This is a genomic window from Oleomonas cavernae (assembly GCF_003590945.1).
GTDB lineage: Bacteria > Pseudomonadota > Alphaproteobacteria > Zavarziniales > Zavarziniaceae > Zavarzinia > Zavarzinia cavernae.
In genome coordinates, this window is the sequence record NZ_QYUK01000011.1 from 748,475 (window position 1) to 769,605 (window position 21,131).

A 21,131-nucleotide genomic window follows, 5' to 3' on the forward strand; every position below is an offset into this window, starting at 1 on the left:
CACTCTTCGAGTGGCTCCTCAGGATGAGGTAAGTCTTTTCGCCACAAAGATTTTCCTCATCCTGAGGAGGCCCGGAGGGCCGTCTCGAAGGACGCACGACGCTTGGGCCAACTTTGGGGGAAAGTGATGTCCTGGATGTTGAGAGTGGCGATCCTGATCCTGTCCATCGGCGCTGGCGGCCCGGCCTTGGCCATGGGCGGTGACGCAGCCACAGCCCTGGGCAGCGAGGAATACAAGGCGGGCAAGGAAGCGGTCGAGGACAAGCAGTTCGAGAAGGCGGTCATGCTGCTGACCAAGGCGGTGAGGACCGACCCCAGCAATGCCGACGCCGAAAACCTGCTGGGCTTTTCCTACCGCAAGCTGGGCAAGTACGACGAGGCCCTGATCCACTACCAGAAGGCCCTGTCGCTCGACCCCTATCACAAGGGGGCCTACGAATACATGGGCGAGGCCTATCTGGAGCTGGGCGACCTGCCCAAGGCCGAGGATCTGCTGGCCGGCTTGGTGCGCCTGTGCGCCGCGGGCTGCGAAGAACGAACCAGTCTCCAGCAGGCCATCGACGCCTATAAAAAGGCAAAACCGGCCGGCTGACCAGCGCATCGCCTGGGGGCAGGGGTGCAAATGCGCCGTTTACTGGCGCGGGTCTTATCTGTATCTCCTTCCCATGTCGACGACCCCTCCCGAATCCCACCCCATCCTCATCATCGATTTCGGCTCGCAGGTGACGCAGCTTATCGCGCGCCGCATCCGCGAGGCCGGCGTCTATTGCGAGATCGTCCCCTTCGCCAAGGCCGAGGAAGGCTTTGACCGCCTCAATCCCGGCGCGGTCATCCTCTCCGGCAGTCCCGCCTCGGTGACTGACGAGAACGGCCCCCTGGCGCCGACAAGGATCCTCAACGCCGGCCTGCCGATCCTGGGCATCTGCTATGGCGAACAGCTCATCTGCCACCAGATGGGCGGCAAGGTGGAGCCGGGCGAGACCCGCGAGTTCGGCCGCGCCGAGATTACCATCACCGACGACTGCAAACTCTTCGAGGGCCTGTGGCCCAAGGGCGCCACCCCCCAGGTGTGGATGAGCCACGGCGACCGCGTCACGGCCCTGCCGCCCGGCTTCCGCGCCGTGGCGGTTTCCGAAGGTGCCCCCTTCGCCGCCATCGCCAATGACGCGCGCAAGATCTACGCCGTGCAGTTCCACCCGGAAGTGGTGCACACGCCCGACGGCGCGAAACTCCTGTCGCGCTTCGTCCACGAAGTCGCCGGCCTCAAGGCCGACTGGACCATGAACGCCTTCCGCGAGGCGGAAATCGCCCGCATCCGCGCCCAGGTCGGTAAGGGCCGGGTGATCTGCGGCCTGTCAGGCGGTGTCGACTCGTCGGTGGTCGCCGTGCTCCTGCACGAGGCGATCGGCGACCAGCTTACCTGCGTCTTCGTCGACACCGGCATGATGCGTTCGGGCGAGGCCGACGAGGTCGTCACCCTGTTCCGCGACCATTACAACATCCGCCTGATCCATTCCGATGCCAGCGCCCTGTTCCTGGAAAAGCTCGCCGGCGTCACCGACCCGGAGCAGAAGCGCAAGATCATCGGCGCCACCTTCATCGACGTCTTCGAGCAGGAAGCCAAGGCCATCGGCGGGGCCGACTTCCTGGCCCAGGGCACGCTCTACCCGGACGTAATCGAGTCCGTCTCCTTCTCCGGCGGCCCCTCGGTCACCATCAAGTCGCATCACAACGTGGGCGGCCTGCCGGCGCGCATGAGGATGAAGCTGGTCGAGCCCCTGCGCGAACTGTTCAAGGACGAGGTCCGCGCCCTGGGCCGCGAACTGGGCCTGCCGCCCGCCTTCGTGGGACGCCACCCGTTCCCCGGCCCCGGCCTTGCCATCCGCATGCCGGGTGCGATCACCTTCGAGGGGCTGGAGATCCTGCGCAAGGCCGACAAGATCTACCTGGAGGAGATCCGCAAGGCCGGCCTCTACGACGAGATCTGGCAAGCCTTCGCCGTGCTCCTGCCTGTGCGCACCGTGGGCGTGATGGGCGACGGCCGCACTTACGACCAGGTCTGCGGCCTGCGCGCCGTAACCTCCGTCGACGGCATGACCGCCGACAGCTACCCCTTCGAGCACGCCTTCCTGTCCCGCGTCGCGACCCGCATCATCAATGAGGTGCGGGGCATCAACCGCGTCGTCTACGACATCACGTCGAAGCCGCCCGGCACGATCGAGTGGGAGTGAAGGGCGGCGTACTCTGGAGGGCTAGATCGTAGTCCTTAGCGGAGACGGCGGTAATTTTCGGGGCGGCCCACGGCCGCCAACCGTCGATATCATTGACGAGCGGCTCCGGGCCGGCCTGTACAGCTTGATCCAGACCCGCATAGGCGATGGATTGGCGCAGCCGCTAGACTTCGAAGCCCGCAATCTTCCCTGATGTGGTAGATCGATATCTCGCAAGACGCCGATGCCGGACGGAATATGCCTCGATGAAAACACCCAAGCGCCGAAGCCTGAAATCGGCGGCCAAGCCGGACAAGGAACCCAAGGTCTCGCGCACCCAGGCGCCCGCCGATCTGTCGCCTGTGGACTGGCAACGCCGCTTGCGTCGCCAGTTCGGCCGCGAGCAGGCATTCGGGTTCGAGAATCTCACCGGCGAGCCGTTCTTCTCCGAGTTCAGGGTCAGCAATCCCGCTTCGAATTCCAGTTACCGCGTGGTGATTCGAGGCCTGGGGCCGGGCGGCAATTTCTGTTCGTGCCCCGATTACGCCACCAGCGAGCTGGGCACCTGCAAGCACATCGAATTCACGCTCGCCCAACTGGAGAAGAAGCGCGGCGCCAAGGCGGCGTTCGCGCGGGGCTACCGGCCCGCATTTTCCGAGCTCTACCTACGCAATGACGGCGAACGCCGCGTCTATTTTCGCGCCGGAACGGACTGCCCGCAGGCAATGAAGGAGGCCGCCGCGGCCTTGTTCGACGCCGACCGAGACGGCATGCTTGCCGACGACCACCTAGGCGGGCTGGAGCCTTTCATGGCCATGGCGTCCGGGAGCGGCCATGAGTTACGCGCCTATGACGATGCGCTCGATTTCATTGCCGGCAAGCGGGATGCGGCACGGCGGGCCTCGAAGCTCGATCAGCTTTTCCCGCAAGGTGCCGCCGATCCCGGGCTGCAGACGCTGTTGAAGGTGCCGCTCTATCCCTATCAGGCCGAAGGCGCGCTGTTCGCGACGCGGGCCGGCCGGGCGCTGATCGGCGATGATATGGGACTGGGCAAGACCATCCAGGCGATCGCCGCAACGGAGATTCTGGCACGACATTTCGGTGTCTCGCGCGTGCTGGTGATCTGCCCGACGTCGCTCAAATACCAGTGGCAAAGCGAGATTGCACGATTTGCGGGACGAGAGGGAGAGAATGCGGCGCGCGTCATCGGCGGTGGTCGAGGGCAACGGCAGAAGGACTACGCGCTGGATGATTTCTGCAAAATCACGAACTACGAAAAACTCAAGCCCGACCTCGACCTGATCGCCGCCTGGGCACCCGAATTGGTCATCGTCGACGAAGCGCAGCGGGTCAAGAACTGGAACACCATCGCGGCGCGCGCCTTGAAGCGCATCGACAGCGCCTTTGCGATCGTGCTGAGCGGGACTCCTTTGGAAAACAAGCTGGAGGAACTGATATCCATCGTCCAGTTCGTCGATCAGCACCGGCTGGGGCCGACCTGGAAACTGTTGCACGAGCACCAGGTCAGGGACGAAGGCGGGCGCGTCACCGGTTACACGGGGCTGGAGAAGATCGGCCAGACACTGGCGCCGATCATGATCCGTCGCCGCAAGTCCGAGGTGCTGCGGCAACTGCCCAGCCGGACAGACCAGAACCTGCTGGTGCCGATGACCGAGATGCAGATGCTGTATCACCAGGAGAATGCCGACGCGGTGGCGAAGATCGTCCACCGCTGGCGCAAGACCGGTTTCCTGTCAGACAAGGACCAGCGGCGGCTGACCTGTGCGCTGCAGAACATGCGCATGTCATGCAACAGCACCTATTTGCTGGATCAGGAAACCGACCACGGCGTCAAGGCGGACGAGCTGGCGGCACTGCTGGACGAACTGTTCGCCGACCCGGAGGCCAAGGCGGTGGTATTCTCCCAATGGACGCGGACGCACGACATCGTCATCCGCCGCCTCGACGCGCGCGGGCTGGGCTATGTCAGCTTCCACGGCGGCGTGCCGTCGGAGAAGCGGCCGGCGCTGGTCGAGCGGTTTCGTGACGACCCCGCCTGCCGCGTGTTCCTGTCCACCGATGCCGGCAGCACGGGCCTCAATCTGCAACATGCCTCGACCTTGGTGAACATGGATCTGCCGTGGAACCCGGCGATCCTCGAACAACGCATCGCCCGCATCCATCGTATGGGCCAGGCGCGGCCGGTGCAGATAATCAATTTCGTCTCGAAGGGTACCATCGAGGAGGGCATGCTTTCGGTTCTGGCGTTCAAACGCTCTCTGTCAGCGGGGATTCTCGACGGGGCCGGCGGCGAGATTTCGCTCGAAGGCTCGCGTCTCAGCCAGTTCATGAAGGAAGTGGAAAACGTCACCGGGGGGATGGGCGAGGGCGAGGCCGTGACGCCGGCCGAAGAGGTGACGAATATCGTCACGGCCGATGACGGTGGCGCTGCGGATGTCGACGCCGGCGCCGATGGGATGGTGGCGCGGATCGAGGCGGCCGGACCGCCGCCGCGCGACGCTGCTGCCGATCCGTGGCAAGCCTTGGTGCAGGTCGGGGGGCAGTTCATTGCCGCTCTGGCCGCCGCCAACGATCCTGGCGCCGCGGCGCATCCCTGGATCGAGCGCGATCCGGCCACCGGCGTGCAAAGCCTGAAGATGCCGCTGCCGCCACCGGAAACTGCGCGGCAGCTCGCCCATGTGCTCTCTGCGCTCGCCGATGGCTTGCGGGGCAGGATTGCGTGAGCGGCGTTGCCGGCGCAATTTCATGAAATTGCTGGGGTGAGGGGATGCGTCGCGCGGAGATCGAGGAACAGAATCGTTACCTTGTCGAGCAGCAGCGCCGCTTCCGGCAGGCCGCCGACGTGGTGGCCGATGCCTGGGCCCGCTTCCCGGAAGTGGCCGCGGTCGCCGTGATCGGCTCCGTCGCCAAGCCGCTGTGGAAGGAGGTCCCCCGCTTCCGCGAATACCGTCGCGCGGGCATCGAGGTGTGGCACGAATGCAGCGACCTTGATCTGGCCCTGTGGATCGACGCCCAGGGCCGTCTCGGCGAATTGCGCCGGGCCGCGCATGTCGCCCTGCGGGACGCCTATGAGGCCGGCAGGGGCCCGAGCGTCGCCGGCTCTCAGTTGGACATCTTCCTGATCGAACCGGGCACCGACCGCTACCTCGGCCGGCTGTGCGCCTACAATGCTTGCCCGAAGGAAAAGCGGGATTGTCTCGTCCCCGGCTGCGGCGAGATCCCGTTCAACAAGCGGGTCGACGGCTTCGTCGCCCACGCCGACCTGCTGGCCCCGGCCGCCCATGCGACGCTCTATCGGCGGGGCGAGGGGCGGCTGCGCTTCGCGCTCGACCTGCCGGCCCCCGGGCTGGCTTGACCGGCGCCTTGCCGCGCCGTACTTACGGGTGTATGTAAATAGCCATGGCTTACCTCAGCATCCGCGACCTCCAGAAACTCTCGGCCGAGAAGATCGCGGCCTTGCCGGGGCCGACTGCGGTCAAATCCGGCAACCGGACGGTCGGCATGCTGATCCCCTTCAGGGCGCCGGACCCCGCCCGACTGGATGCCGTGCTGGCCAAGGCCGAGGCGCTGGCCAAGGAACGCGACCCGGCGGAGGATGATGCCGCGTTGATCGCGATGGGGATCGACCCCACCAACTGGTCGGTCGAAGCGGTTGCGGCTTTGATGAACGAGACGCGCACAAAACGATGAGGGCGCCGCCGCCGGTGCTGGTCGTCGATGCCGCGGTGCTGATCTCGGCGGTTTTCGGCAGAAGTGCCGGCATCATCGCCAAGGTGCGGCGCGCCGCCATTCTCGTGACCACGGATCGTGTCTTGGCCGAGGCGCGCCGCCGCATCGAACTCGGGCTGAACCGTCCCGACCTGCTGGCGCTGCTCGACGAACTGGCCGACGCGCTCACGGTCGTGCCGGTCGCCGATCTCGACATGCTGCTGGACGATGCGGCGGCAAGCCTGCGCGACGCGGTGGCCAGCCGCAACGGTTCCACCCGTGATGCCCATGTCCTGGCCCTGGCCTGGAACATCGATGCCGACGTCTGGACGACAGACCGCGACTTCGCCGGTGCGGGCGTCGCCACCTGGTCGACGCCCAACCTGATGCGCGGCCTGGGCCAGGCGGCGCGCGACGGCGAGCCATGAAAAGGAAGAAGAGCCGCTGGTTCAAGGTCGCCGCGGTGTTGGCGCTGGTCGTCGCCGCGGCCTGGGGCTGGCAATGGCTCGACCATGGCAACCAGCGCTATTTCAGGGACCAGACCTATCACCACCTCACCATGCGGGCCCTGGGTGAAATACCCTATGGCGGGGCCGATACCGGCGAGGTGCTGGAAACCATCAAGCACATCCGCGCCGGCGACGCCGAGAGCTGGTACGCCGCCTGGGGCACCACCGCCGACCGTGTCGCCGCCCTGGGCGAGGCCTCGCGCGACCGGGTCAGCCGCGGCCGCGCCCTGCTGCGCGCCAGCAACTACTACCGCACGGCCGAATTTCTCCTCCTCCCCGGCGACGCGCGCCGGGCGGCTGCCTGGCAGCGGCAGACGGCATCGTTCTATGCCGGCCTCGATACGCTGGGCGTGGCCTACGAGCAGATCGCCGTGCCTTACGGCGGGCACAGCCTGCGGGCGCTCTATTTCCCGGGCGGCGAGGGCCGCGCGGACAAGCCCTTGATCGTGGTCTGCGGCGGCTTCGATTCAACGCTCGAGGAATTGTATTTCACCGTCGCAGCCGGCGCCCTGGAGCGCGGCTATTCCGTGCTCCTCTACGAGGGGCCGGGGCAGGGGGCGGCGCTGCGCGACGAGGGCCTGACCTTCGTCGTCGAGTGGGAGCGGCCGACCGGCGCCGTGCTCGACACCTTCCTGGCCGGCCATCCCCGGCCGCCGCATATCGTGCTGGTGGGCATGAGCATGGGCGGCTACCTCGCCCCCGCGCCGCGGCCTTCGATGCCCGCATCGACGGCGTGGTGGCCTTCGACGTGCTGTTCGACGTGGCCGCCGCCGCGCGCTGGCAATCCAGCGGCAGCGGCCTGGTCGACTGGCTGACCGGCTTAGGGCTGGACGGCGTGGCGGAAATCCTGATGCGCCTCAAGATGAGCACGGACCCCGGCCTGCGCTGGGGTCTGAATAATGCCATGTGGGTCATGGGCGTTTCCTCCCCCACCCAGGTGCTGGCCGCCTTCGCCCCCTACACGCTCGAGGATATCGCTCAGCATATCCGCGCCGATGTCCTGATCCTGGCGGGTGTCGAGGATCACCTGGTGCCGCTGGCCCAGGTCGAGCAGTTCCGCGCGGCCCTCACCAACGCCCGCAGTGTAACCGCCATCGTCTACGACGCCGAATCCGGCGGCAAGGAACACTGCCAGGACGGCGCGGTGACCCTGTGGCAGCGGGATTTCTTCGAGTGGCTGGTGGGGAAGTTTCCGGGATCGACGCCGGAATAGGCGCTTGGATCAATCGAGCAACCGCGTGGGTACGCCGAGTATCGGCCCGGCTTCCGCGAGGCGCTGGTCGAGCGTGTACACCGTGGCGCCGTGCTCCGACGCGGCGGCAAGGTGCAGGGCATCGCCGGCCCGGAGCCCCAGCGTGTGCTGATCGACGAACTTCGCCGCCGTCCGGAAGTGCCCGCCGGTCACGGCCAGCACGGTGAAGCTTTCGGCAACCAGCTTGTTGAACATCGCGAGCGCCGCGGCCCGCTGGTCCAGCGTGACCTGCCCGGTCCGCAGCTTGATGGCCAGCGCGGAAGACAACTCCGTGATGGTCCAGTCGCTGATCAGCAGTTGCGCCGGATCCTGCTCGGCCAGCCAGCTTTGCGCACGGGGCGTCATCGCCTCGTTGGAAAGCGCCGCGACGATCAGCGACGTGTCGAGATACAGCATCAGTAGCGGTCGCCATCGCGCATCGACCGCACCAGGCCGGCAGCGTCCTGCGCCGGCCGGGGCATGGTCGCGGTCAGGGCTTGCAGCAAGGCCGCATCCACCGGCTTGCGGGGCCTGGCCACGGCCACGAGCCGCGCCACCGGCTTGCCGCGCCGGGTGATGTCGATCGAATCCCCAGCCTCGACCCGATCGACGAGTTCGCTCAGATGTGCCTTGGCGTCAGCCAGATTGATCGCGTCCACGCTGCGCTCCTGACCATGTAGATAGTCATATAGCGCATGTGGCTTGACAATTCCAGCGGAGAGGGTGGCCTCACCCTCCAACCTTATCCTGCCTCTTGGTCTCGAAGTCGCTGGCCTCGTGGCGTTCGCGGAGTTGGTTGGCGGGGTCGCCGAACACGCGGTTGACGATGCGGCCGCGCTTCACGGCGGGGCGGGCGGCGATCTGGTCGGCCCAGCGGTTGACGTGCTTGTACTCGTGCACCGCGAGGAATTCGCCCGAGTCGTAGAGCAGGCCCTTGGCCAGGCCGCCGTACCAGGGGAAGACGGCGATGTCGGCGATCGTGTAGGTGTCGCCGCCCAGGTATTCGGTTTCGCCTAAGCGCCGGTCGAGGACGTCGAGCTGGCGCTTGGTCTCCATGGCGAAGCGGTCGATGGCGTATTCGATCTTTATCGGGGCATAGGCATAGAAATGGCCGAAACCGCCGCCCAGATAGGGCGCGCTGCCCATCTGCCAGAACAGCCAGGAGAGGGTTTCCGCACGCGCCGGCTGGGCCGTGGGCAGGAATTCGCCGAACTTTTCGGCCAGGTGGAGCAGGATCGAGCCCGATTCAAAGACCCGGATCGGCGTGGGGCCGGAACGGTCGAGCAGGGCCGGGATCTTGGAATTGGGGTTGATGGCAACGAAGCCGCTGCCGAACTGGTCGCCGTCGGCGATGTTGATCAGCCAGGCATCGTATTCGGCGCCGCCGTGGCCCAGGGCCAGCAGCTCCTCGAACATGATGGTGACCTTCTGGCCGTTGGGCGTGCCCAGCGAATAGAGCTGGAAGGGATGGCGGCCGACGGGCAGGTCCTTGTCGTGGGTCGGGCCGGCGATGGGGCGGTTGACGGCGGCGAACCGGCCGCCGCTTTCCTTGTTCCAGGCCCAGACCTTCGGGGGCGCGTACTCGGTCGACTCCGTCATTCTCGCTCTCCGGCAACACGGGTGGAGGGAATGGAAGCGAATTCTGAGGCCCAGGGGAAGCCCCCGGGGCGCGGGGCTTCTATGCGCGGCCGCTCTTGGGCCGGCGCACGGCGCGGACCTTGCCGCTGTTGCCGCCGCCGCAGAAGAAGCGGTCGCCGCCGTCGGATTCGAGCCCCGACACCATCTTGTCGGGCGGCATTTCGAGGGCTTCCAGCACCTCGCCGGTTACCGGGTCGATGTGGCGCAACTCGCTTTGGTCGCCTTCCCAGGTGCCGTGCCACAGCTCCCCGTCCACCCAGGTGACGCCGGTGACGAAGCGGCTGCTCTCGATGGTGCGCAGGACCTCGCCCGTGTCGGGGTCGACCTGGTGGATCTTGCGCTCGCGGTATTGGCCGACCCAGAGCGAGCCTTCGGCCCAGGCAAGCCCCGAATCCCCGCCGCCGCCCGGCGCCGGAATGGTGCCGAGCACGCGGCCGGTCTTAGGATCGATTTTCTGGATGCGCGCCTCGGCGATCTGGAACAGGTGGCGGCCGTCGAAGGCGGTGCCGGCATCGGCGGCGACGTCGATCGAGCGCACCGTCTTGCCCGTAGCCGGGTCCAGGGCGTTCAGCCTGTCGCCGCTGGCAAACCAGACCTGGCTACCGTCAAAGGTGACCCCGGCGACGCTGTCGACGCCGGGAAAGGGGCCATATTCTTGGAGGATTTCGGCGGCTGTGTTTTTCATAGGGCCATCCTAGCTGCCCGGCAGCGGGCCGGGGAGTAACAAGGCCGTCGTGAATCCGGGCACGCTCGGCGTCATCCAGCGCCGCGCCCGCCCGCGGCCGACCGGCTGCACCTTGCCCGTGGCGGCCAGGTCGTCCAGCGCCCGCTGCACGCTGCGCTGGCTGGTGCCCAGCGCCAGGGCCAGGGCCGAACTGGCCCAGCTTTCCCATCGGCGAGGCAAGCGAGCACGGCTGCATGGGCCTCCTCCACCGGTCGCGCGAGCACGGCGACTTGGGCTTTGTCCCGCGGCGCCAGGGCAAAGCCGCCAGCCGTGGCGCTCACGCTCGCCAGCCGGCGCAGCAGGGCGCGCAGCCGCCCGATTTCAACCCGTAGCCGCGCCCGGTGCGATTCATCGGCGTGCCGCGCCCGGAACGCCCGCGCGATGAGCACGGCCCTGGGCACGTCGCCCGGCCAGGCCTGCGCCAGGGCGCGGGCCAGCGCGAACAGCACCGGCCGGCTGGCCAGGGAGACCGTCGTCCCGGCCCCGTGGACGGCATTGCGGCAGGCATCGACGACCAGCGCCTTGGAGGCCAGCAAGGCCTCCATCTCGTCGAGCAGGATGGGGCGTTCCTCGTCCCCCAAGATCAGGCGCGCCGCGGGCGTGTTCAGGACCAGGGCGGCGCTTTCCACCTCCGCCGACAGGGCGGGGATGCCGGCTTCGCGGGCGGCGGCCCCGGCCCGGGCCAGCGCCGCGCGCGCCGCCCCGGTGCGCAGGCGCCGGATGGCGATGCCCGCCACCACCAGGGCATGGGCGGCGCCCAGGGCGGGCGGGAAGGGCGCGGGGTCGAGCTGGGCCAGCTTGCCCTCCGCCTCGTCCAGGCGGCCCAGCAGCAGCAGGCGGCGGACCTCGAGATAGCGGGCATGGGCGGCGTTCAGGCGGTCGCCATGGGCCTCCAGCACCGCCCGCGCGCCGTCCAGCGTCTTGGGCTGCCAGGTCAGGTCGCGCGCGGCCAGGGCGATTTCCGCCTCGGCCACGATGCAGCGGGCGCGGGCCACCGCCTCCCGTGGGCCGAAGGCGCGGGCAGCATGGCGCACCAGCACCCTGGCCCGGGGCAGGTCGCCCAGTTGCGCCATGGCGATACCGCGCAGGGCCAGCGACGGCGCGTCGTCGCGCAGGGCCACCCGGTTCAGGGCACCGAGCGGATCACCGGCCGCGAGCGCCCGCGCCGCCGCCGTGATCAGGCTGTCCATGCAAATCCCGCCACACTTGTCACTCCGCCCCCAGGCTCGCCGGCCCTTAAGGTTCGCCCATGACCATTGTCGAGATGGTCGCAATAGCCAAGGGAGAATGAGCGATGACGATGCACACCACCGGAACCCGCGCGGAATGGCTGGCCGCCCGGCTGGACCTGCTGGAGGCGGAAAAAGACCTGACGCGGCGCAGCGACGAACTGGCAAGGCAGCGCCAGGCCTTGCCCTGGGTACGGCTCGACAAGGATTACCGCTTCGACACCGAGGCCGGCAGTGCCTCGCTCACGGACCTGTTCCAGGGCCGCTCGCAGCTCCTCGTCTATCACTTCATGTTCGGGGTGGATTACAAGGCGGGCTGCCCCTCCTGCTCGATGATCGCGGACGGTTTCAACGGCTTCCAGGTTCATCTGGCGAGCCACGACGTGATGCTGTGGGCGGTCTCGCGCGCGCCCTTGCCCAAGCTCCAGGCCTACAAGCAGCGCATGGGCTGGAGCTTCCCCTGGGCCTCGTCCTTCGGCAGCGACTTCAATGCCGATTTCAACGTCTGGTTCAGCGAGGAGCAGCAGCGCTTGGGCGACATCGAATACAATTACCAGCGCGGCGCCCATGCGATGGACGCGGCATCGGCCCCGGAACCCGTGGTCCGCTTCGCCGCCACCTGCGGCACCGATGCGGCCACCTACACCCGCGACCGGCCGGGCTTGAGCGCCTTCGTGCTGAAGGATGGCGCGGTCTACCACAGCTATTCGACCTATGCCCGCGGGCTGGACGGCTTGTGGGGATCCTACCAATGGCTGGACCGGGCACCGCTGGGGCGTAACGAGGCGGATATCTGGTGGCGCCGTCACGACGAGTACGGCAATGGCTGACCGGCTCTGCCTGGCGGCCACGCCCACCTTCGCCGCCATGGCGCTGGTCGAGGCGCTCTTCGGCGGCCAGGCGAACATCCTGTGCGGGGCAGGTGGCGGGCTGCCGCTTAACGGCATGGCGCTCATGTATGCGCTGATGAGCATCTTCCATGCGGCGCCCTGGCTGAGAAGGTTTCGCCGCGCGTGATGGGATGAGCGCCGTGCGTCCTTCGAGACACCCCCTTCGGGGTTCCTCAGGATGAGGAGAATCTTTTTGCCATAAAGATTCCCCTCATCCTGAGGAGGGCGCAAAGCGACCGTCTCGAAGGACGCACGATGTCTCTGCAGGACAGGCAGGTGGCACGGGCCGCGGCCCGTGCCATGTCCTATTCGTCGCGCAGCCGGACGATCTCGTTCAGCAGGCCGCCGGTGCCGTTGTGGATCGTCAGGCGTTCCACCTTGCCGGCGATCGTCTCCAGTGCCTCGAGTTCCTTGAGGCGCAGCATCACCGGGTTCTCGGCCATCACCTTGGCCGTGTTGAGCAGGGAACGGGTGGCGTTCGTCTCCTCGCGGCGGCGGATGACGTTGGCCTCGGCCTGCTTCTCGGCCGCGACCACCTGGTTCAGGATCTCGCGCATCTCGCCCGGCAGGATCACGTCCTTGAGCGCGATGTCGATGACCTCGACGCCGATCGCCGCCATGTCGGCCTTCACCTTGGCCGCGGCCTCCTCGTCGACCGTCACCTTCTTCTCCAGGATCTGGTCGAGGCTGAGCACGCCCAGCGTCTTGCGGAAGGCGAACTGCAGCGCGCGGTAGAGGCTGTCGGCGAAGTCCTTCACCGCCGAGACGGCAAGGGCCGGATCGGCCACCCGGTATTCGGCCGCCAGGTTGATGCGGATGGTCACGCGGTCCCTGGTCAGCACTTCCTGGCCGGTGACGTCCAGCGACTGGCGCTTCAGGTCGATCACCTTCACCGCCGCCGACCGGCCGGCCTTCCAGAAGCCGTAGACGCCGGGCGTCAGCGTCTCGACATGGATGCCGTCGACGAAGAGCAGCCCGGCGTGGCCTTCCGGCACCGTGGCGGCCGTGACCAGGCCGGCCTTGGTGGCCAGCGCCAGGCGGCGCAGCAGGTCGGGATCGACACGCAGGTCGGCCGACGTGTCGACACGGGTCACGGCCCAGGGCCCGGCATCGGTCCACACCGTCAGCTTGGCATCGGGTGCCAGCACCGTGTGGATCTGGCCGTCGCGCTCGATGACGGCGATCTCGGCGCGCGCCGTGCGGAACTGCGTCAGGTGGCGTGCCGCCACCTCCGGGAGCTTGTCGAACAAGACCTTTTCGAAGGGCGACGCGAAAACCGCGCTGCCGATGTCGTGGCGGAACGTCTCCAGGCTGTGCCGGCGATTGGGCAGGGCGTGTTCGCCCGGGCCGTAGATGCCCAGCAACTCGCCCTTGTGAAGGGCGACGATCCGTTCGTTTTCCTTGACCAGGACGCGCTTGCGTCCCCGGAGTGCATCGAGAAGGTACATCATCATTTTGCTCCATCGGGCATGTTACGGCATGCGTCGATTGTCCTTTCCTGTTTCACGCTACCGCCCCAGGAAACGCCTGGGGTTATATATAAAGACCGGGGACCGGCGGCAGCCACGCGCCGCGGGCCGCAGGGAGAGGGCCTCGAGGCGGCAAGGCGGGCGCACAGGGAAATCCCCGCTTGCCGGCAAGGCCGCGTCTTGGCCGTCACCTGAAGCCAGGCAACGCGCGAAAGGCGTCAGGGTCATCCCCGCCGCCAGCGCCCGAAGGCGATGGCGAGGTTTCCGGCCCTTACGCATGCCGGTCCCCGGCCCACTTTGGATCACCTTGCAGGGTGTCTGGTTTTCGAGACCAGGTTTGGAGAAGGATTCGAACCTTCCACAATCAGATCCACAGTCTGATGCTCTACCGCTGAGCTATCCAAGTGGCGAAGTTTGCGGGAGTCGAACCCACGACCGCCGGCCATGCCGGTGCTCTGCCGCTGAGCTAAAACCTCATCCGATCTACCGCCGCGGCGCCGTACACGGGATCGGCAGGGCCGCCCCGCGCGGGCGGAGTTCAGGAACTCCAGCCGTTGTGCTCGCGCCGGCTTCATGACCGGGGGTGGTTTTATAGGTCCGGCATTCGCCTTGCGCAAGAGGGAAAATCCACAGGGCCAGCGTGAAATCGTGTGCCGGTTCCGTTGTGAAAGGCAACGTTCACCCAGGCTCGCGATAACGCAGCGCCTCCACGAGCAGGGCGAAGGCCGGTGAGGGGTGTCGCCGGCTCGGGTAGTAGAGGTGATAGCCCGAGAACGGCGGGCACCAGTCAGCGAGCACGCGGACGAGCCGCCCCTGCGCGATATGTGGCTGCGCCTGATCCTCGGGCAGGTAGGCCAGACCCAGGCCGGCCAGGGCGGCGTTCAGCCTGAGGGCAATATTGTTGAACACCAATTGGCCTTCGACCCGCACCTTCAACTCGCGCCCGTCTCTTTCGAACTCCCAAGGGTACAGCCCGCCGTAGGTCGGCAGGCGCATATTGATGCACCTGTGGTCCGTCAGGTCCTGCGGTGTCTGTGGCGGACTCATCTTGGCGAAGTAGGCCGGCGCCCCGACGACCGCCATGCGCATGTCCGGGCCGATGCGCACCGCGATCATGTCCTTGGCAACCTGTTCGCCCAGGCGGACGCCGGCGTCATAACGCTCGGCGACGATATCGGTCAGGCCGTAGTCGACGACAATCTCGACATTGATGTCCGGGTAGTCCGGCAGCAATCGCGCCAGGGCAGGCTCGAGAACCGCGGTTGCCGGATGCTCGCCGGCGGTGATGCGGATCGTGCCGGCCGGCCGCTCACGCAGTTCGCTCAAGGCCGCCAGCGCCGCTTCAATCTCGTCGAACCGCGGCCCGATGGTCCGCAGCAGGCGTTCGCCGGCCTCCGTCGGCGCGACGCTGCGCGTGGTGCGGGTCAACAGCCGGAGACCCAGGCGCTCCTCGACTCCCCGGATGGTCTGGCTGAGCGCCGACTGGGAAACCCCGAGCTTCGCGGCGGCGCGGGTAAAGCTGCGCTCCTTCGCGACCGCAAGGAAGGCGAGGAGGTCGTTGACGTTTTCCCGCGGCATTCATTATTCCAACTTATAAGTCCATGCCGATTTTATCATCTAATCGGCCGTTGCCGCACCCGCTAACTTCAGGTCACGGCAGCGGGATATGAGCATGGGAAAGCAACGACAGATGAAGACTCGCTCCGGCCGGATTCTCCTAAGCGCCTTGGCCTGCGCCGCCGTCTCATTGGCCGGGTGGCGGGCGGACGCCGAGAGCAATCGTGTGACCTTTCCCGACAACCTCGATCGACTGGTGCACTATACGACCGTCACGCGCGGAAATGTCACCGAGCACATCCTGACGAGCCGAGAGGCGATCGACGCCGTCAAGAGCGGCCAGCCGGTCCCCAATGGAACGCATTTCGTCCTCGTCGATTATCGCGACGGCGCCGTCTTCCGCTATTTCGTGATGGAGAAGGGCGAGGGGTGGGGAACGGATTACGACGAGCGCCGGCGCACGGGTGACTGGCAGTTCCAGTGGTTCAATCCCGACCAGACGATCAACATGAACGAGAACACCGCTCGCTGCCAATCCTGCCACCAGGGGCGGGAAGACAGCCAGTACCTGTACACGTTCAATGATATTTCGGTCTTCGAGTAGAAAGCCGGTCGCGCGATGAACAAGGTGCTTCTGCTGCGACTGGCGCTCGACTTCGTGGCGGCCGGCTTGGTGCTGGTCGGCCTTGCCTATTATTGGCTCGACAACACGATTCACGAACTGGTCGGCACGGGCATGTTCCTGCTGATCATCGTGCACAACACCTTCAATCGCCGCTGGTACGGTACGATTTCCAGAACGCGGCGTGAACCGCGCGGCCTGATCAACAGCGCGATGACGCTGTCGCTCCTGGCCGTGATGCTGGCGCTGCTGGTTACCAGCCTGGTGATCTCGCGCGCATTGTTCGACGTCCTGCCGCTGAACGGCGGCTACACCGCGCGGCAGATCCACACGCTTGCAGCCTACTGGGCCCTGGTGATGGTCTCCATCCACCTGGGCCTGCGCTGGTCGATGATCATGAGCACGATGCGCAATCTATTCGGGCTGGCCGCGACGAGTGCGATCCGTACCGCCGCATTGCGGGCGGTCGCCGCCGCCATTGCCGCCTGCGGCGTGCAAAGCTCGTTCGAGATGGGTGTCGGCGCCAAATTGTCCCTCCAACTCACCTTGGATTGGTGGGATTTCGAGGCGTCGACGCTGGGATTCTTCCTCCGTTGGCTGTCGATCGGCGGGCTCTACGTGTTCCTGGCCCACTACCTCGTGAAATGGGCGCGGAAAGGCAAACGCCCAACAGCCCCGGTCGGTACTTGTTCCGACCTGCAACGATGGGAAAGAATTCCATGAGACCGGAACGTCGGAAGTTATCCATCGCGTTGCTCCTGGTCGCCGCCGCCAGCCTCTTGTCTTGGCAGGCGCTGCCAGCCGACGGCGGCAAGCCGGCACCGCTGGTCATCCAGGAGCAAGGCAGTTTTGCCGCCGGCGGGAGCGTGATCGCAAATCCCGGCACCTTCGACCCCTACAAGCCAACGCCGGCAGGGCAGACCTTTCACGGCGACCATGTCTACGCCTTCTACCAGATCCCGGTGAACGCCCGCAAAATGCCGCTCGTGCTCTGGCATGGCGCCGGACAGTTCTCCAGGACCTGGGAAACCACGCCGGATGGACGCGAGGGATATCAGAACATCTTTCTGCGCCGCGGCTTCGGCGTCTATGTCATCGATCAGCCGCGGCGGGGCGACGCGGGGCGCAGCACCGTGGCGACCACGATCGCCCCCACGCCCGACGAGCAGGTCTGGTTCGGCATGTTCCGCGTCGGTGTCTGGCCGAACTATTTCCCAGGGGTTCAATTCTCGCGCGACCGCGAAACCCTGAACCAGTATTTCCGCTCCATGACGCCCAATACCGGGCCGTTCGAGATCGAAGTTGCCTCGGCTGGCGTGTCGGCCCTGTTCGACAGGATCGGGCCGGCAATCCTGGTCACTCACTCGCAAAGTGGCGGTCTCGGCTGGGTCACGGCGATCAAGAACCAGAATGTCCGCGCGATCGTCGCCTACGAGCCGGGCAGCAACTTCATTTTCCCTGAAGGCGAAGTGCCGCCGCCGATGCCGAGTTCGGCCGGCCCGCTCGAAGGCGTCGGCGTGCCGCTGCCGGACTTCATGCGGCTCACCAGGATCCCGATCGTCGTCTACTTCGGCGACAACATTCCGGCGCTGCCGACGGCGAGCCCGGGCGAGGACAATTGGCGGGTACGTCTCGCCATGGCGCGGCTCTGGCGGGATGCCGTGAACCGCCATGGCGGCGATGTCATCCTGGTGCATCTGCCGGAGATCGGAATCCGCGGCAACACGCACTTTCCGTTCTCGGATCTCAACAATCTCGAAGTCGCAGACCAGATGTCGAAGTTCCTCGAAGCGAAGGACTTGGACTGATCGCCTGGCCTGCACGCTGCGAATGTCAATCAAGGAGAGCAAACATGCAAAAGCGCAAACTCGGCACCAGCGGCCTGGAAGTATCGGCGATCGGGCTGGGCTGCATGGGATTGAGCTACGGCTACGGCCCGGCGGCGGAGAGGCAGGAGGCGATCAAGCTGATCCGGTCGGCCGTCGACCGCGGTGTGACCTTCTTCGATACGGCCGAGGCCTACGGCCCCTTCACCAACGAGGCATTGCTGGGCGAGGCCCTGGCGCCCTGCCGGGACCGGGTCGTGATCGCGACCAAGTTCGGCTTTGCGGGCGGTGATGTCCAGCAGGGGCTGGACAGCCGGCCGGCGCGCATCAAGGCCGTCGCCGAAGCGGCGCTCGGGCGGCTGAAGACTGATCATATCGACCTGTTCTACCAACACCGCGTCGATCCCGACGTGCCGATCGAGGAGGTGGCGGGCACGGTCAAGGACCTGATCCAGCAAGGCAAGGTGAAGCACTTCGGCCTGTCGGAAGCCGGGGTGCAGTCGATCCGGCGCGCCCATGCCGTCCAGCCGGTCGCCGCCCTGCAAAGCGAGTATTCGCTGTGGTGGCGGGAACCCGAGGCGGAGATCCTGCCGACGCTCGAGGAACTGGGGATCGGCTTCGTCCCTTTCAGCCCGCTGGGCAAGGGCTTCCTCACCGGGGCGATCAACGAGACCACGACCTTCGACAGCACCGACTTCCGCAATGTGGTGCCCCGCTTTGCGCCCGAGGCGCGCAAGGCGAACCAAGCCCTGGTCGACCTGCTGGGCCGGATCGCGGCGCAGAAGCAGGCGACATCGGCGCAGATCGCGCTGGCCTGGCTGCTGGCCCGGAAACCCTGGATCGTGCCGATCCCCGGCACCACGAAACTGCACCGCCTGGAGGAAAACCTCGGTGCGGCGGACGTCGCCCTGACCCCCGGCGACCTGCGCGACATCGAAAGCGCCGTGTCCGCGATAGCGGTGCAGGGGGCCCGCTACCCGGCGCATCTGCAAAATCGGGTCGGGCGCTGAGCGAACCCCGGGATTCACCTTGCCGGCGCGGTGGGCTACAGTTGGCCACCGCCCGGCACCGCCGGCCCGACTCGATTGGCATGATGGAACCCAGACGCAGATGAGCCGCCGAGACAGCCCCAACGCGGTCGAGCGCCGCCTCCGGCGCATCGCCGGCCGCCACGGCCTGAACCTGCTCAAGCCGCAGAAACTCGATGCCCAGATCGAACGTCACGGCGGCTATATGCTGCGCGACGAGGAAACCGCCAAGATCGTCTTCGGCGACAAGGAATATCGCTTCTCCGCCGATATCGACGAGATCGAGGCCTATCTCGCCGCCCTCGATGCGGCGGGGAAGGCATAGGGCGCCTTTGGGGAACAATGGCCGCCTGACGGTCGTTGCCTTCGCGAGAGTGAAGAGATGTTGCGGGGCGGAGGGCAATTGCCCGCCGCCGCGGCTGGCATGCCGTGGCGCCGGGCTTGGCGAAGGATCGAGGCCATGAGGCTTGTCTCGCTTGCTGCCCTGCTGCTGCTGTCGGTCAGCGCGCCCCTGGGGGCCCAGACGCTGATGCCGGCCGCGCCGCACATCCCGGAGGGCACCGACGAACCGCCCCCGCCGGGCACCGTGATGCTGGACAAGGCCGGCTATGTCGAAGCCGCCATCCGCATCGACATGTTCGAGATCGAGGCCGCCAAGCTCGCCATCGAGCGCACCCGCGACCGGGCGATCGCGGCCTTTGCCGAGCGCGTGATCCGCGACCACGACACGAGTGCCGGCGAATTGCGGGTGCTGGCCTACCAGGGCGGCCCGGTGGCGGCGCCGACCATGACACTCAATACATTCCACAACACGCGTCTGGCCGCGCTCAGGATCGCGGATGACTTCGACCGCCAGTATCTGGAGAAGCAGATCGAGTCCAATCTCGAAGCCGGGCGCCTGCACGGCGGCTATGCCAGTGCCGGTACCGACCAGGCCCTGCGCGGCTTTGCCGGCCGGGCCGCGGCCATGGCACAAGCGCACCTCGAGGAGGCCGAGGCCCTGCGGGTGACGATGGGACCACCGTCCTAGCGGATTGAATCTAACGCCTGATTCCCGTGGAGGCGTCCGAGTTATCGCGTCATCCCGGCGAAGGCCGGGATCCATTGCGACACCGCGCGCTGCCCCAGAATGGATCCCGGCCTTCGCCGGGATGACGCCGGGGTGAGATCAGCAAGCTCACAGACCGGCAACAGGCACGCGGTCACAGCGTCTTGACCAGCGCCGCGAGCTGGTCGGTGACGGTACCCCAGCCGTCATAGAAGCCCATCTCCTCGTGCCTGTCCCGTGTCGCCTGGTCGCGGTGCACGGCCATGGCGGTGTACCGCGTGGCATTCCCCGCGCGCTCGAAGGTCATGATCGCGGTCATGAACGGATGGGGCGAGGGGCGGAAGCCGGCCAGCAGGGCGTCGGACCACACCAGGCGCTGGTTGGGCACGATTTCGAGGTAGCAGCCCAGGTTCACGGCTTCCTCACCCTCGGGCGAGCGCATGACGGTGCGGAAGATGCCGCCCGGGCGCAGGTCGATCTCGCATTCCGTCACCGTCCAGGGGGCCGGCGTGAACCATTTGCTGATGTGTTCGGGCCTGGTCCAGGCGGTCCAGACCAGTTCCGGCGGCACGTCGATGGTGCGCTCGATCACCAGGTCCAGCTTGGGGTCGGGTTGCCATACCGGCGACGTGGTCATTGGCCTTGCTCCTTGAGGGTGATGAGATAGCGGTCGAGCCGGTCCAGGCGGCCTTCCCACAGGCTGCGCTGGTCGGCCAGCCAGTCCTCCGCCAGCTTCAATTGCCGGGGACGAGCTGATAGGTACGCACCCGGCCGGCCTTGCGCGAGCTGACCAGACCGCTGCCTTCCAGGATCTTCAGATGTTCCAGGAACGAGGGCAGGGCCATCTCGAACGGCCGGGCCAGTTCGCTGACCGAGGCGGGGCTGTGGCTGAGCCGTGCCAGCACGTCGCGCCGCGTGGGATCGGCCAGGGCGCGAAAGATGCCGTCGATCGGACGGGGCGTGATGGCCGTCGTGTCCATGGTCGCCCTCGTCGTGTCCGCCCACTGCCCCGCACGGTAAGGCAACTTGATACTTAGGTCAATACCTAGGTATCTACGGGCTGGGCGGCGTGCCGATCGCCCGCACTTCGATCACGCCGTGGCTGGCGGCCGGGCAGCGGGCGGCCCAGGCGAGGGCATCGTCGAGGTCCGGGGCCTCGATGATGAAATAGCCGGCCAGTTGCTCCTTGGTTTCGATGAAGGGGCCGTCCAGGACCTGGGTCCTGCCGCCGGCCACGCGCACGGTCACCGCCGTCCTGGGCGAGGCCAGGTGGCTGCCGCCCCTGAGCGCGCCGGCCGACGCCAGGGCGCCGGTATAGGCCTGGTAGGCCGCCATCCATTGCTTTTGTTCAGGCGCCGTCAGGCGGTGCCAGCCGGCTTCGTCGGAATAGAGCATGAGCAGATACTGCATCCGGGATCTCCG

At 66.8% G+C, this 21,131-nt stretch carries 26 protein-coding genes and 1 tRNA gene; 16 read left to right on the top strand and 11 right to left on the bottom strand.

The annotated features are described in order from the left end of the window. Window positions 1-144: 144 nt before the first annotated feature. The 8 genes from D3874_RS07150 to D3874_RS30090 all read left to right on the top strand — a co-directional run bounded on the left by D3874_RS07150 (window position 145) and on the right by D3874_RS30090 (window position 7,660). The gene (locus D3874_RS07150; RefSeq protein ID WP_158595876.1) at window positions 145-591 is read left to right on the top strand and encodes a tetratricopeptide repeat protein; all 447 of its coding nucleotides are present in this window, start codon (window positions 145-147) and stop codon (window positions 589-591) included. A gap of 73 nt (window positions 592-664) precedes the next feature. Continuing rightward, complete coding sequence (gene guaA, locus D3874_RS07155) at window positions 665-2,230, top strand: glutamine-hydrolyzing GMP synthase (protein WP_119777471.1); 1,566 nt, start codon at window positions 665-667, stop codon at window positions 2,228-2,230. Window positions 2,231-2,475: 245 nt separating this feature from the next. Continuing rightward, window positions 2,476-4,953, top strand: a complete 2,478-nt coding sequence (locus D3874_RS07160) for a DEAD/DEAH box helicase (RefSeq protein ID WP_119777472.1) — start codon at window positions 2,476-2,478, stop codon at window positions 4,951-4,953. Window positions 4,954-4,997: 44 nt separating this feature from the next. Then, window positions 4,998-5,585 (top strand): hypothetical protein, encoded by a 588-nt coding sequence (locus tag D3874_RS07165; RefSeq protein WP_119777473.1) that lies wholly within the window; start codon window positions 4,998-5,000, stop codon window positions 5,583-5,585. Window positions 5,586-5,629: 44 nt separating this feature from the next. Next, window positions 5,630-5,920: a hypothetical protein gene (locus D3874_RS07170; RefSeq protein WP_119777474.1), complete on the top strand. Its 291-nt coding sequence runs from the start codon at window positions 5,630-5,632 to the stop codon at window positions 5,918-5,920. After that, complete coding sequence (locus D3874_RS07175) at window positions 5,917-6,366, top strand: PIN domain-containing protein (RefSeq protein ID WP_119777475.1); 450 nt, start codon at window positions 5,917-5,919, stop codon at window positions 6,364-6,366. The genes D3874_RS07170 and D3874_RS07175 overlap by 4 nt, the downstream gene beginning before the upstream one ends. Beyond that, window positions 6,363-7,262, top strand: coding sequence for an alpha/beta hydrolase family protein (locus tag D3874_RS30085; RefSeq protein WP_233559865.1), 900 nt, complete (start codon window positions 6,363-6,365; stop codon window positions 7,260-7,262). Before D3874_RS07175 ends, D3874_RS30085 begins: the two co-directional genes overlap by 4 nt. Next, window positions 7,184-7,660 (top strand): dienelactone hydrolase family protein, encoded by a 477-nt coding sequence (locus D3874_RS30090; protein ID WP_233559866.1) that lies wholly within the window; start codon window positions 7,184-7,186, stop codon window positions 7,658-7,660. Before D3874_RS30085 ends, D3874_RS30090 begins: the two co-directional genes overlap by 79 nt. A gap of 9 nt (window positions 7,661-7,669) precedes the next feature. Here D3874_RS30090 and D3874_RS07185 read toward each other — a convergent pair whose 3' ends face one another. The 5 genes from D3874_RS07185 to D3874_RS07205 all read right to left on the bottom strand — a co-directional run bounded on the left by D3874_RS07185 (window position 7,670) and on the right by D3874_RS07205 (window position 11,230). Next, window positions 7,670-8,095, bottom strand: a complete 426-nt coding sequence (locus D3874_RS07185) for a type II toxin-antitoxin system VapC family toxin (protein ID WP_119777476.1) — start codon at window positions 8,093-8,095, stop codon at window positions 7,670-7,672. Then, entirely contained in the window at window positions 8,095-8,337 is a 243-nt protein-coding gene (locus tag D3874_RS07190; protein ID WP_119777477.1) for a type II toxin-antitoxin system Phd/YefM family antitoxin, read from the bottom strand. Before D3874_RS07190 ends, D3874_RS07185 begins: the two co-directional genes overlap by 1 nt. Before the next feature lie 70 nt (window positions 8,338-8,407). Next, window positions 8,408-9,277 carry a glutathione-dependent disulfide-bond oxidoreductase gene (gene yghU, locus D3874_RS07195; protein WP_119777478.1) on the bottom strand — a complete coding sequence of 290 codons (870 nt, stop codon included), beginning with the start codon at window positions 9,275-9,277 and terminating at the stop codon, window positions 8,408-8,410. A 79-nt stretch (window positions 9,278-9,356) separates the two neighbouring features. After that, the gene (locus D3874_RS07200) at window positions 9,357-10,001 is read right to left on the bottom strand and encodes a Vgb family protein (protein WP_119777479.1); all 645 of its coding nucleotides are present in this window, start codon (window positions 9,999-10,001) and stop codon (window positions 9,357-9,359) included. A 71-nt stretch (window positions 10,002-10,072) separates the two neighbouring features. Further along, on the bottom strand, window positions 10,073-11,230 hold the full coding sequence (locus D3874_RS07205; RefSeq protein WP_199698979.1) for a helix-turn-helix domain-containing protein: 1,158 nt from the start codon (window positions 11,228-11,230) through the stop codon (window positions 10,073-10,075). A gap of 104 nt (window positions 11,231-11,334) precedes the next feature. Here D3874_RS07205 and D3874_RS07210 point away from each other — a divergent pair, with 104 nt between their 5' ends. Both D3874_RS07210 and D3874_RS07215 read left to right on the top strand, forming a co-directional pair. Then, complete coding sequence (locus tag D3874_RS07210; RefSeq protein ID WP_119777480.1) at window positions 11,335-12,099, top strand: DUF899 domain-containing protein; 765 nt, start codon at window positions 11,335-11,337, stop codon at window positions 12,097-12,099. Further along, complete coding sequence (locus D3874_RS07215) at window positions 12,092-12,286, top strand: hypothetical protein (RefSeq protein ID WP_199698980.1); 195 nt, start codon at window positions 12,092-12,094, stop codon at window positions 12,284-12,286. The genes D3874_RS07210 and D3874_RS07215 overlap by 8 nt, the downstream gene beginning before the upstream one ends. 178 nt (window positions 12,287-12,464) lie before the next feature. Here the strand turns inward: D3874_RS07215 and D3874_RS07220 are convergent, their stop codons facing one another. The 3 genes from D3874_RS07220 to D3874_RS07235 all read right to left on the bottom strand — a co-directional run bounded on the left by D3874_RS07220 (window position 12,465) and on the right by D3874_RS07235 (window position 15,206). Further along, window positions 12,465-13,613 (bottom strand): slipin family protein, encoded by a 1,149-nt coding sequence (locus D3874_RS07220; RefSeq protein WP_199698981.1) that lies wholly within the window; start codon window positions 13,611-13,613, stop codon window positions 12,465-12,467. Window positions 13,614-14,033: 420 nt separating this feature from the next. After that, a tRNA-His gene (locus D3874_RS07230) sits at window positions 14,034-14,104 on the bottom strand. A 202-nt stretch (window positions 14,105-14,306) separates the two neighbouring features. Then, on the bottom strand, window positions 14,307-15,206 hold the full coding sequence (locus D3874_RS07235) for a LysR family transcriptional regulator (protein ID WP_119777481.1): 900 nt from the start codon (window positions 15,204-15,206) through the stop codon (window positions 14,307-14,309). 94 nt (window positions 15,207-15,300) lie between these two features. On the opposite strand from D3874_RS07235, the gene D3874_RS07240 reads away from it, so the two are divergent. The 6 genes from D3874_RS07240 to D3874_RS07265 all read left to right on the top strand — a co-directional run bounded on the left by D3874_RS07240 (window position 15,301) and on the right by D3874_RS07265 (window position 19,691). Next, the gene (locus D3874_RS07240) at window positions 15,301-15,789 is read left to right on the top strand and encodes a cytochrome P460 family protein (RefSeq protein WP_199698982.1); all 489 of its coding nucleotides are present in this window, start codon (window positions 15,301-15,303) and stop codon (window positions 15,787-15,789) included. 15 nt (window positions 15,790-15,804) lie between these two features. After that, the gene (locus D3874_RS07245) at window positions 15,805-16,530 is read left to right on the top strand and encodes a DUF4405 domain-containing protein (RefSeq protein WP_119777482.1); all 726 of its coding nucleotides are present in this window, start codon (window positions 15,805-15,807) and stop codon (window positions 16,528-16,530) included. 29 nt (window positions 16,531-16,559) lie between these two features. Then, the gene (locus D3874_RS07250) at window positions 16,560-17,615 is read left to right on the top strand and encodes an alpha/beta hydrolase (RefSeq protein ID WP_199698983.1); all 1,056 of its coding nucleotides are present in this window, start codon (window positions 16,560-16,562) and stop codon (window positions 17,613-17,615) included. 44 nt (window positions 17,616-17,659) lie between these two features. Beyond that, complete coding sequence (locus D3874_RS07255) at window positions 17,660-18,643, top strand: aldo/keto reductase (protein WP_119777484.1); 984 nt, start codon at window positions 17,660-17,662, stop codon at window positions 18,641-18,643. 100 nt (window positions 18,644-18,743) lie between these two features. Then, window positions 18,744-18,986: a hypothetical protein gene (locus tag D3874_RS07260; protein ID WP_119777485.1), complete on the top strand. Its 243-nt coding sequence runs from the start codon at window positions 18,744-18,746 to the stop codon at window positions 18,984-18,986. Window positions 18,987-19,121: 135 nt separating this feature from the next. Then, window positions 19,122-19,691: a DUF4142 domain-containing protein gene (locus D3874_RS07265; protein ID WP_158595877.1), complete on the top strand. Its 570-nt coding sequence runs from the start codon at window positions 19,122-19,124 to the stop codon at window positions 19,689-19,691. Between the two features lie 172 nt (window positions 19,692-19,863). Here the strand turns inward: D3874_RS07265 and D3874_RS07270 are convergent, their stop codons facing one another. The 3 genes from D3874_RS07270 to D3874_RS07280 form a co-directional block, all read right to left on the bottom strand. Further along, window positions 19,864-20,346 carry an SRPBCC family protein gene (locus D3874_RS07270; RefSeq protein WP_119777487.1) on the bottom strand — a complete coding sequence of 161 codons (483 nt, stop codon included), beginning with the start codon at window positions 20,344-20,346 and terminating at the stop codon, window positions 19,864-19,866. A 97-nt stretch (window positions 20,347-20,443) separates the two neighbouring features. Beyond that, entirely contained in the window at window positions 20,444-20,689 is a 246-nt protein-coding gene (locus tag D3874_RS07275; protein ID WP_233559867.1) for an ArsR/SmtB family transcription factor, read from the bottom strand. A 73-nt stretch (window positions 20,690-20,762) separates the two neighbouring features. Then, window positions 20,763-21,119, bottom strand: coding sequence for a YciI family protein (locus D3874_RS07280; protein ID WP_119777488.1), 357 nt, complete (start codon window positions 21,117-21,119; stop codon window positions 20,763-20,765). Window positions 21,120-21,131 lie beyond the last annotated feature (12 nt).

Coding starts and splice junctions, on each gene's coding strand:
- D3874_RS30085 (WP_233559865.1), top strand. CDS start 6,363: ATGAAAAGGAAGAAGAGCCGCTGGTTCAAGGTCGCCGCGGTGTTGGCG.
- D3874_RS07160 (WP_119777472.1), top strand. CDS start 2,476: ATGAAAACACCCAAGCGCCGAAGCCTGAAATCGGCGGCCAAGCCGGAC.
- D3874_RS07260 (WP_119777485.1), top strand. CDS start 18,744: ATGAGCCGCCGAGACAGCCCCAACGCGGTCGAGCGCCGCCTCCGGCGC.
- D3874_RS07280 (WP_119777488.1), bottom strand. CDS start 21,119: ATGCAGTATCTGCTCATGCTCTATTCCGACGAAGCCGGCTGGCACCGC.
- D3874_RS07235 (WP_119777481.1), bottom strand. CDS start 15,206: ATGCCGCGGGAAAACGTCAACGACCTCCTCGCCTTCCTTGCGGTCGCG.
- D3874_RS07165 (WP_119777473.1), top strand. CDS start 4,998: ATGCGTCGCGCGGAGATCGAGGAACAGAATCGTTACCTTGTCGAGCAG.
- yghU (WP_119777478.1), bottom strand. CDS start 9,277: ATGACGGAGTCGACCGAGTACGCGCCCCCGAAGGTCTGGGCCTGGAAC.
- D3874_RS07245 (WP_119777482.1), top strand. CDS start 15,805: ATGAACAAGGTGCTTCTGCTGCGACTGGCGCTCGACTTCGTGGCGGCC.
- D3874_RS07265 (WP_158595877.1), top strand. CDS start 19,122: ATGAGGCTTGTCTCGCTTGCTGCCCTGCTGCTGCTGTCGGTCAGCGCG.
- guaA (WP_119777471.1), top strand. CDS start 665: ATGTCGACGACCCCTCCCGAATCCCACCCCATCCTCATCATCGATTTC.
- D3874_RS07200 (WP_119777479.1), bottom strand. CDS start 10,001: ATGAAAAACACAGCCGCCGAAATCCTCCAAGAATATGGCCCCTTTCCC.
- D3874_RS07240 (WP_199698982.1), top strand. CDS start 15,301: ATGGGAAAGCAACGACAGATGAAGACTCGCTCCGGCCGGATTCTCCTA.
- D3874_RS07220 (WP_199698981.1), bottom strand. CDS start 13,613: ATGATGATGTACCTTCTCGATGCACTCCGGGGACGCAAGCGCGTCCTG.
- D3874_RS07255 (WP_119777484.1), top strand. CDS start 17,660: ATGCAAAAGCGCAAACTCGGCACCAGCGGCCTGGAAGTATCGGCGATC.
- D3874_RS07175 (WP_119777475.1), top strand. CDS start 5,917: ATGAGGGCGCCGCCGCCGGTGCTGGTCGTCGATGCCGCGGTGCTGATC.
- D3874_RS07270 (WP_119777487.1), bottom strand. CDS start 20,346: ATGACCACGTCGCCGGTATGGCAACCCGACCCCAAGCTGGACCTGGTG.
- D3874_RS07185 (WP_119777476.1), bottom strand. CDS start 8,095: ATGCTGTATCTCGACACGTCGCTGATCGTCGCGGCGCTTTCCAACGAG.
- D3874_RS07205 (WP_199698979.1), bottom strand. CDS start 11,230: ATGGACAGCCTGATCACGGCGGCGGCGCGGGCGCTCGCGGCCGGTGAT.
- D3874_RS07210 (WP_119777480.1), top strand. CDS start 11,335: ATGACGATGCACACCACCGGAACCCGCGCGGAATGGCTGGCCGCCCGG.
- D3874_RS07275 (WP_233559867.1), bottom strand. CDS start 20,689: ATGGACACGACGGCCATCACGCCCCGTCCGATCGACGGCATCTTTCGC.
- D3874_RS07215 (WP_199698980.1), top strand. CDS start 12,092: ATGGCTGACCGGCTCTGCCTGGCGGCCACGCCCACCTTCGCCGCCATG.
- D3874_RS07170 (WP_119777474.1), top strand. CDS start 5,630: ATGGCTTACCTCAGCATCCGCGACCTCCAGAAACTCTCGGCCGAGAAG.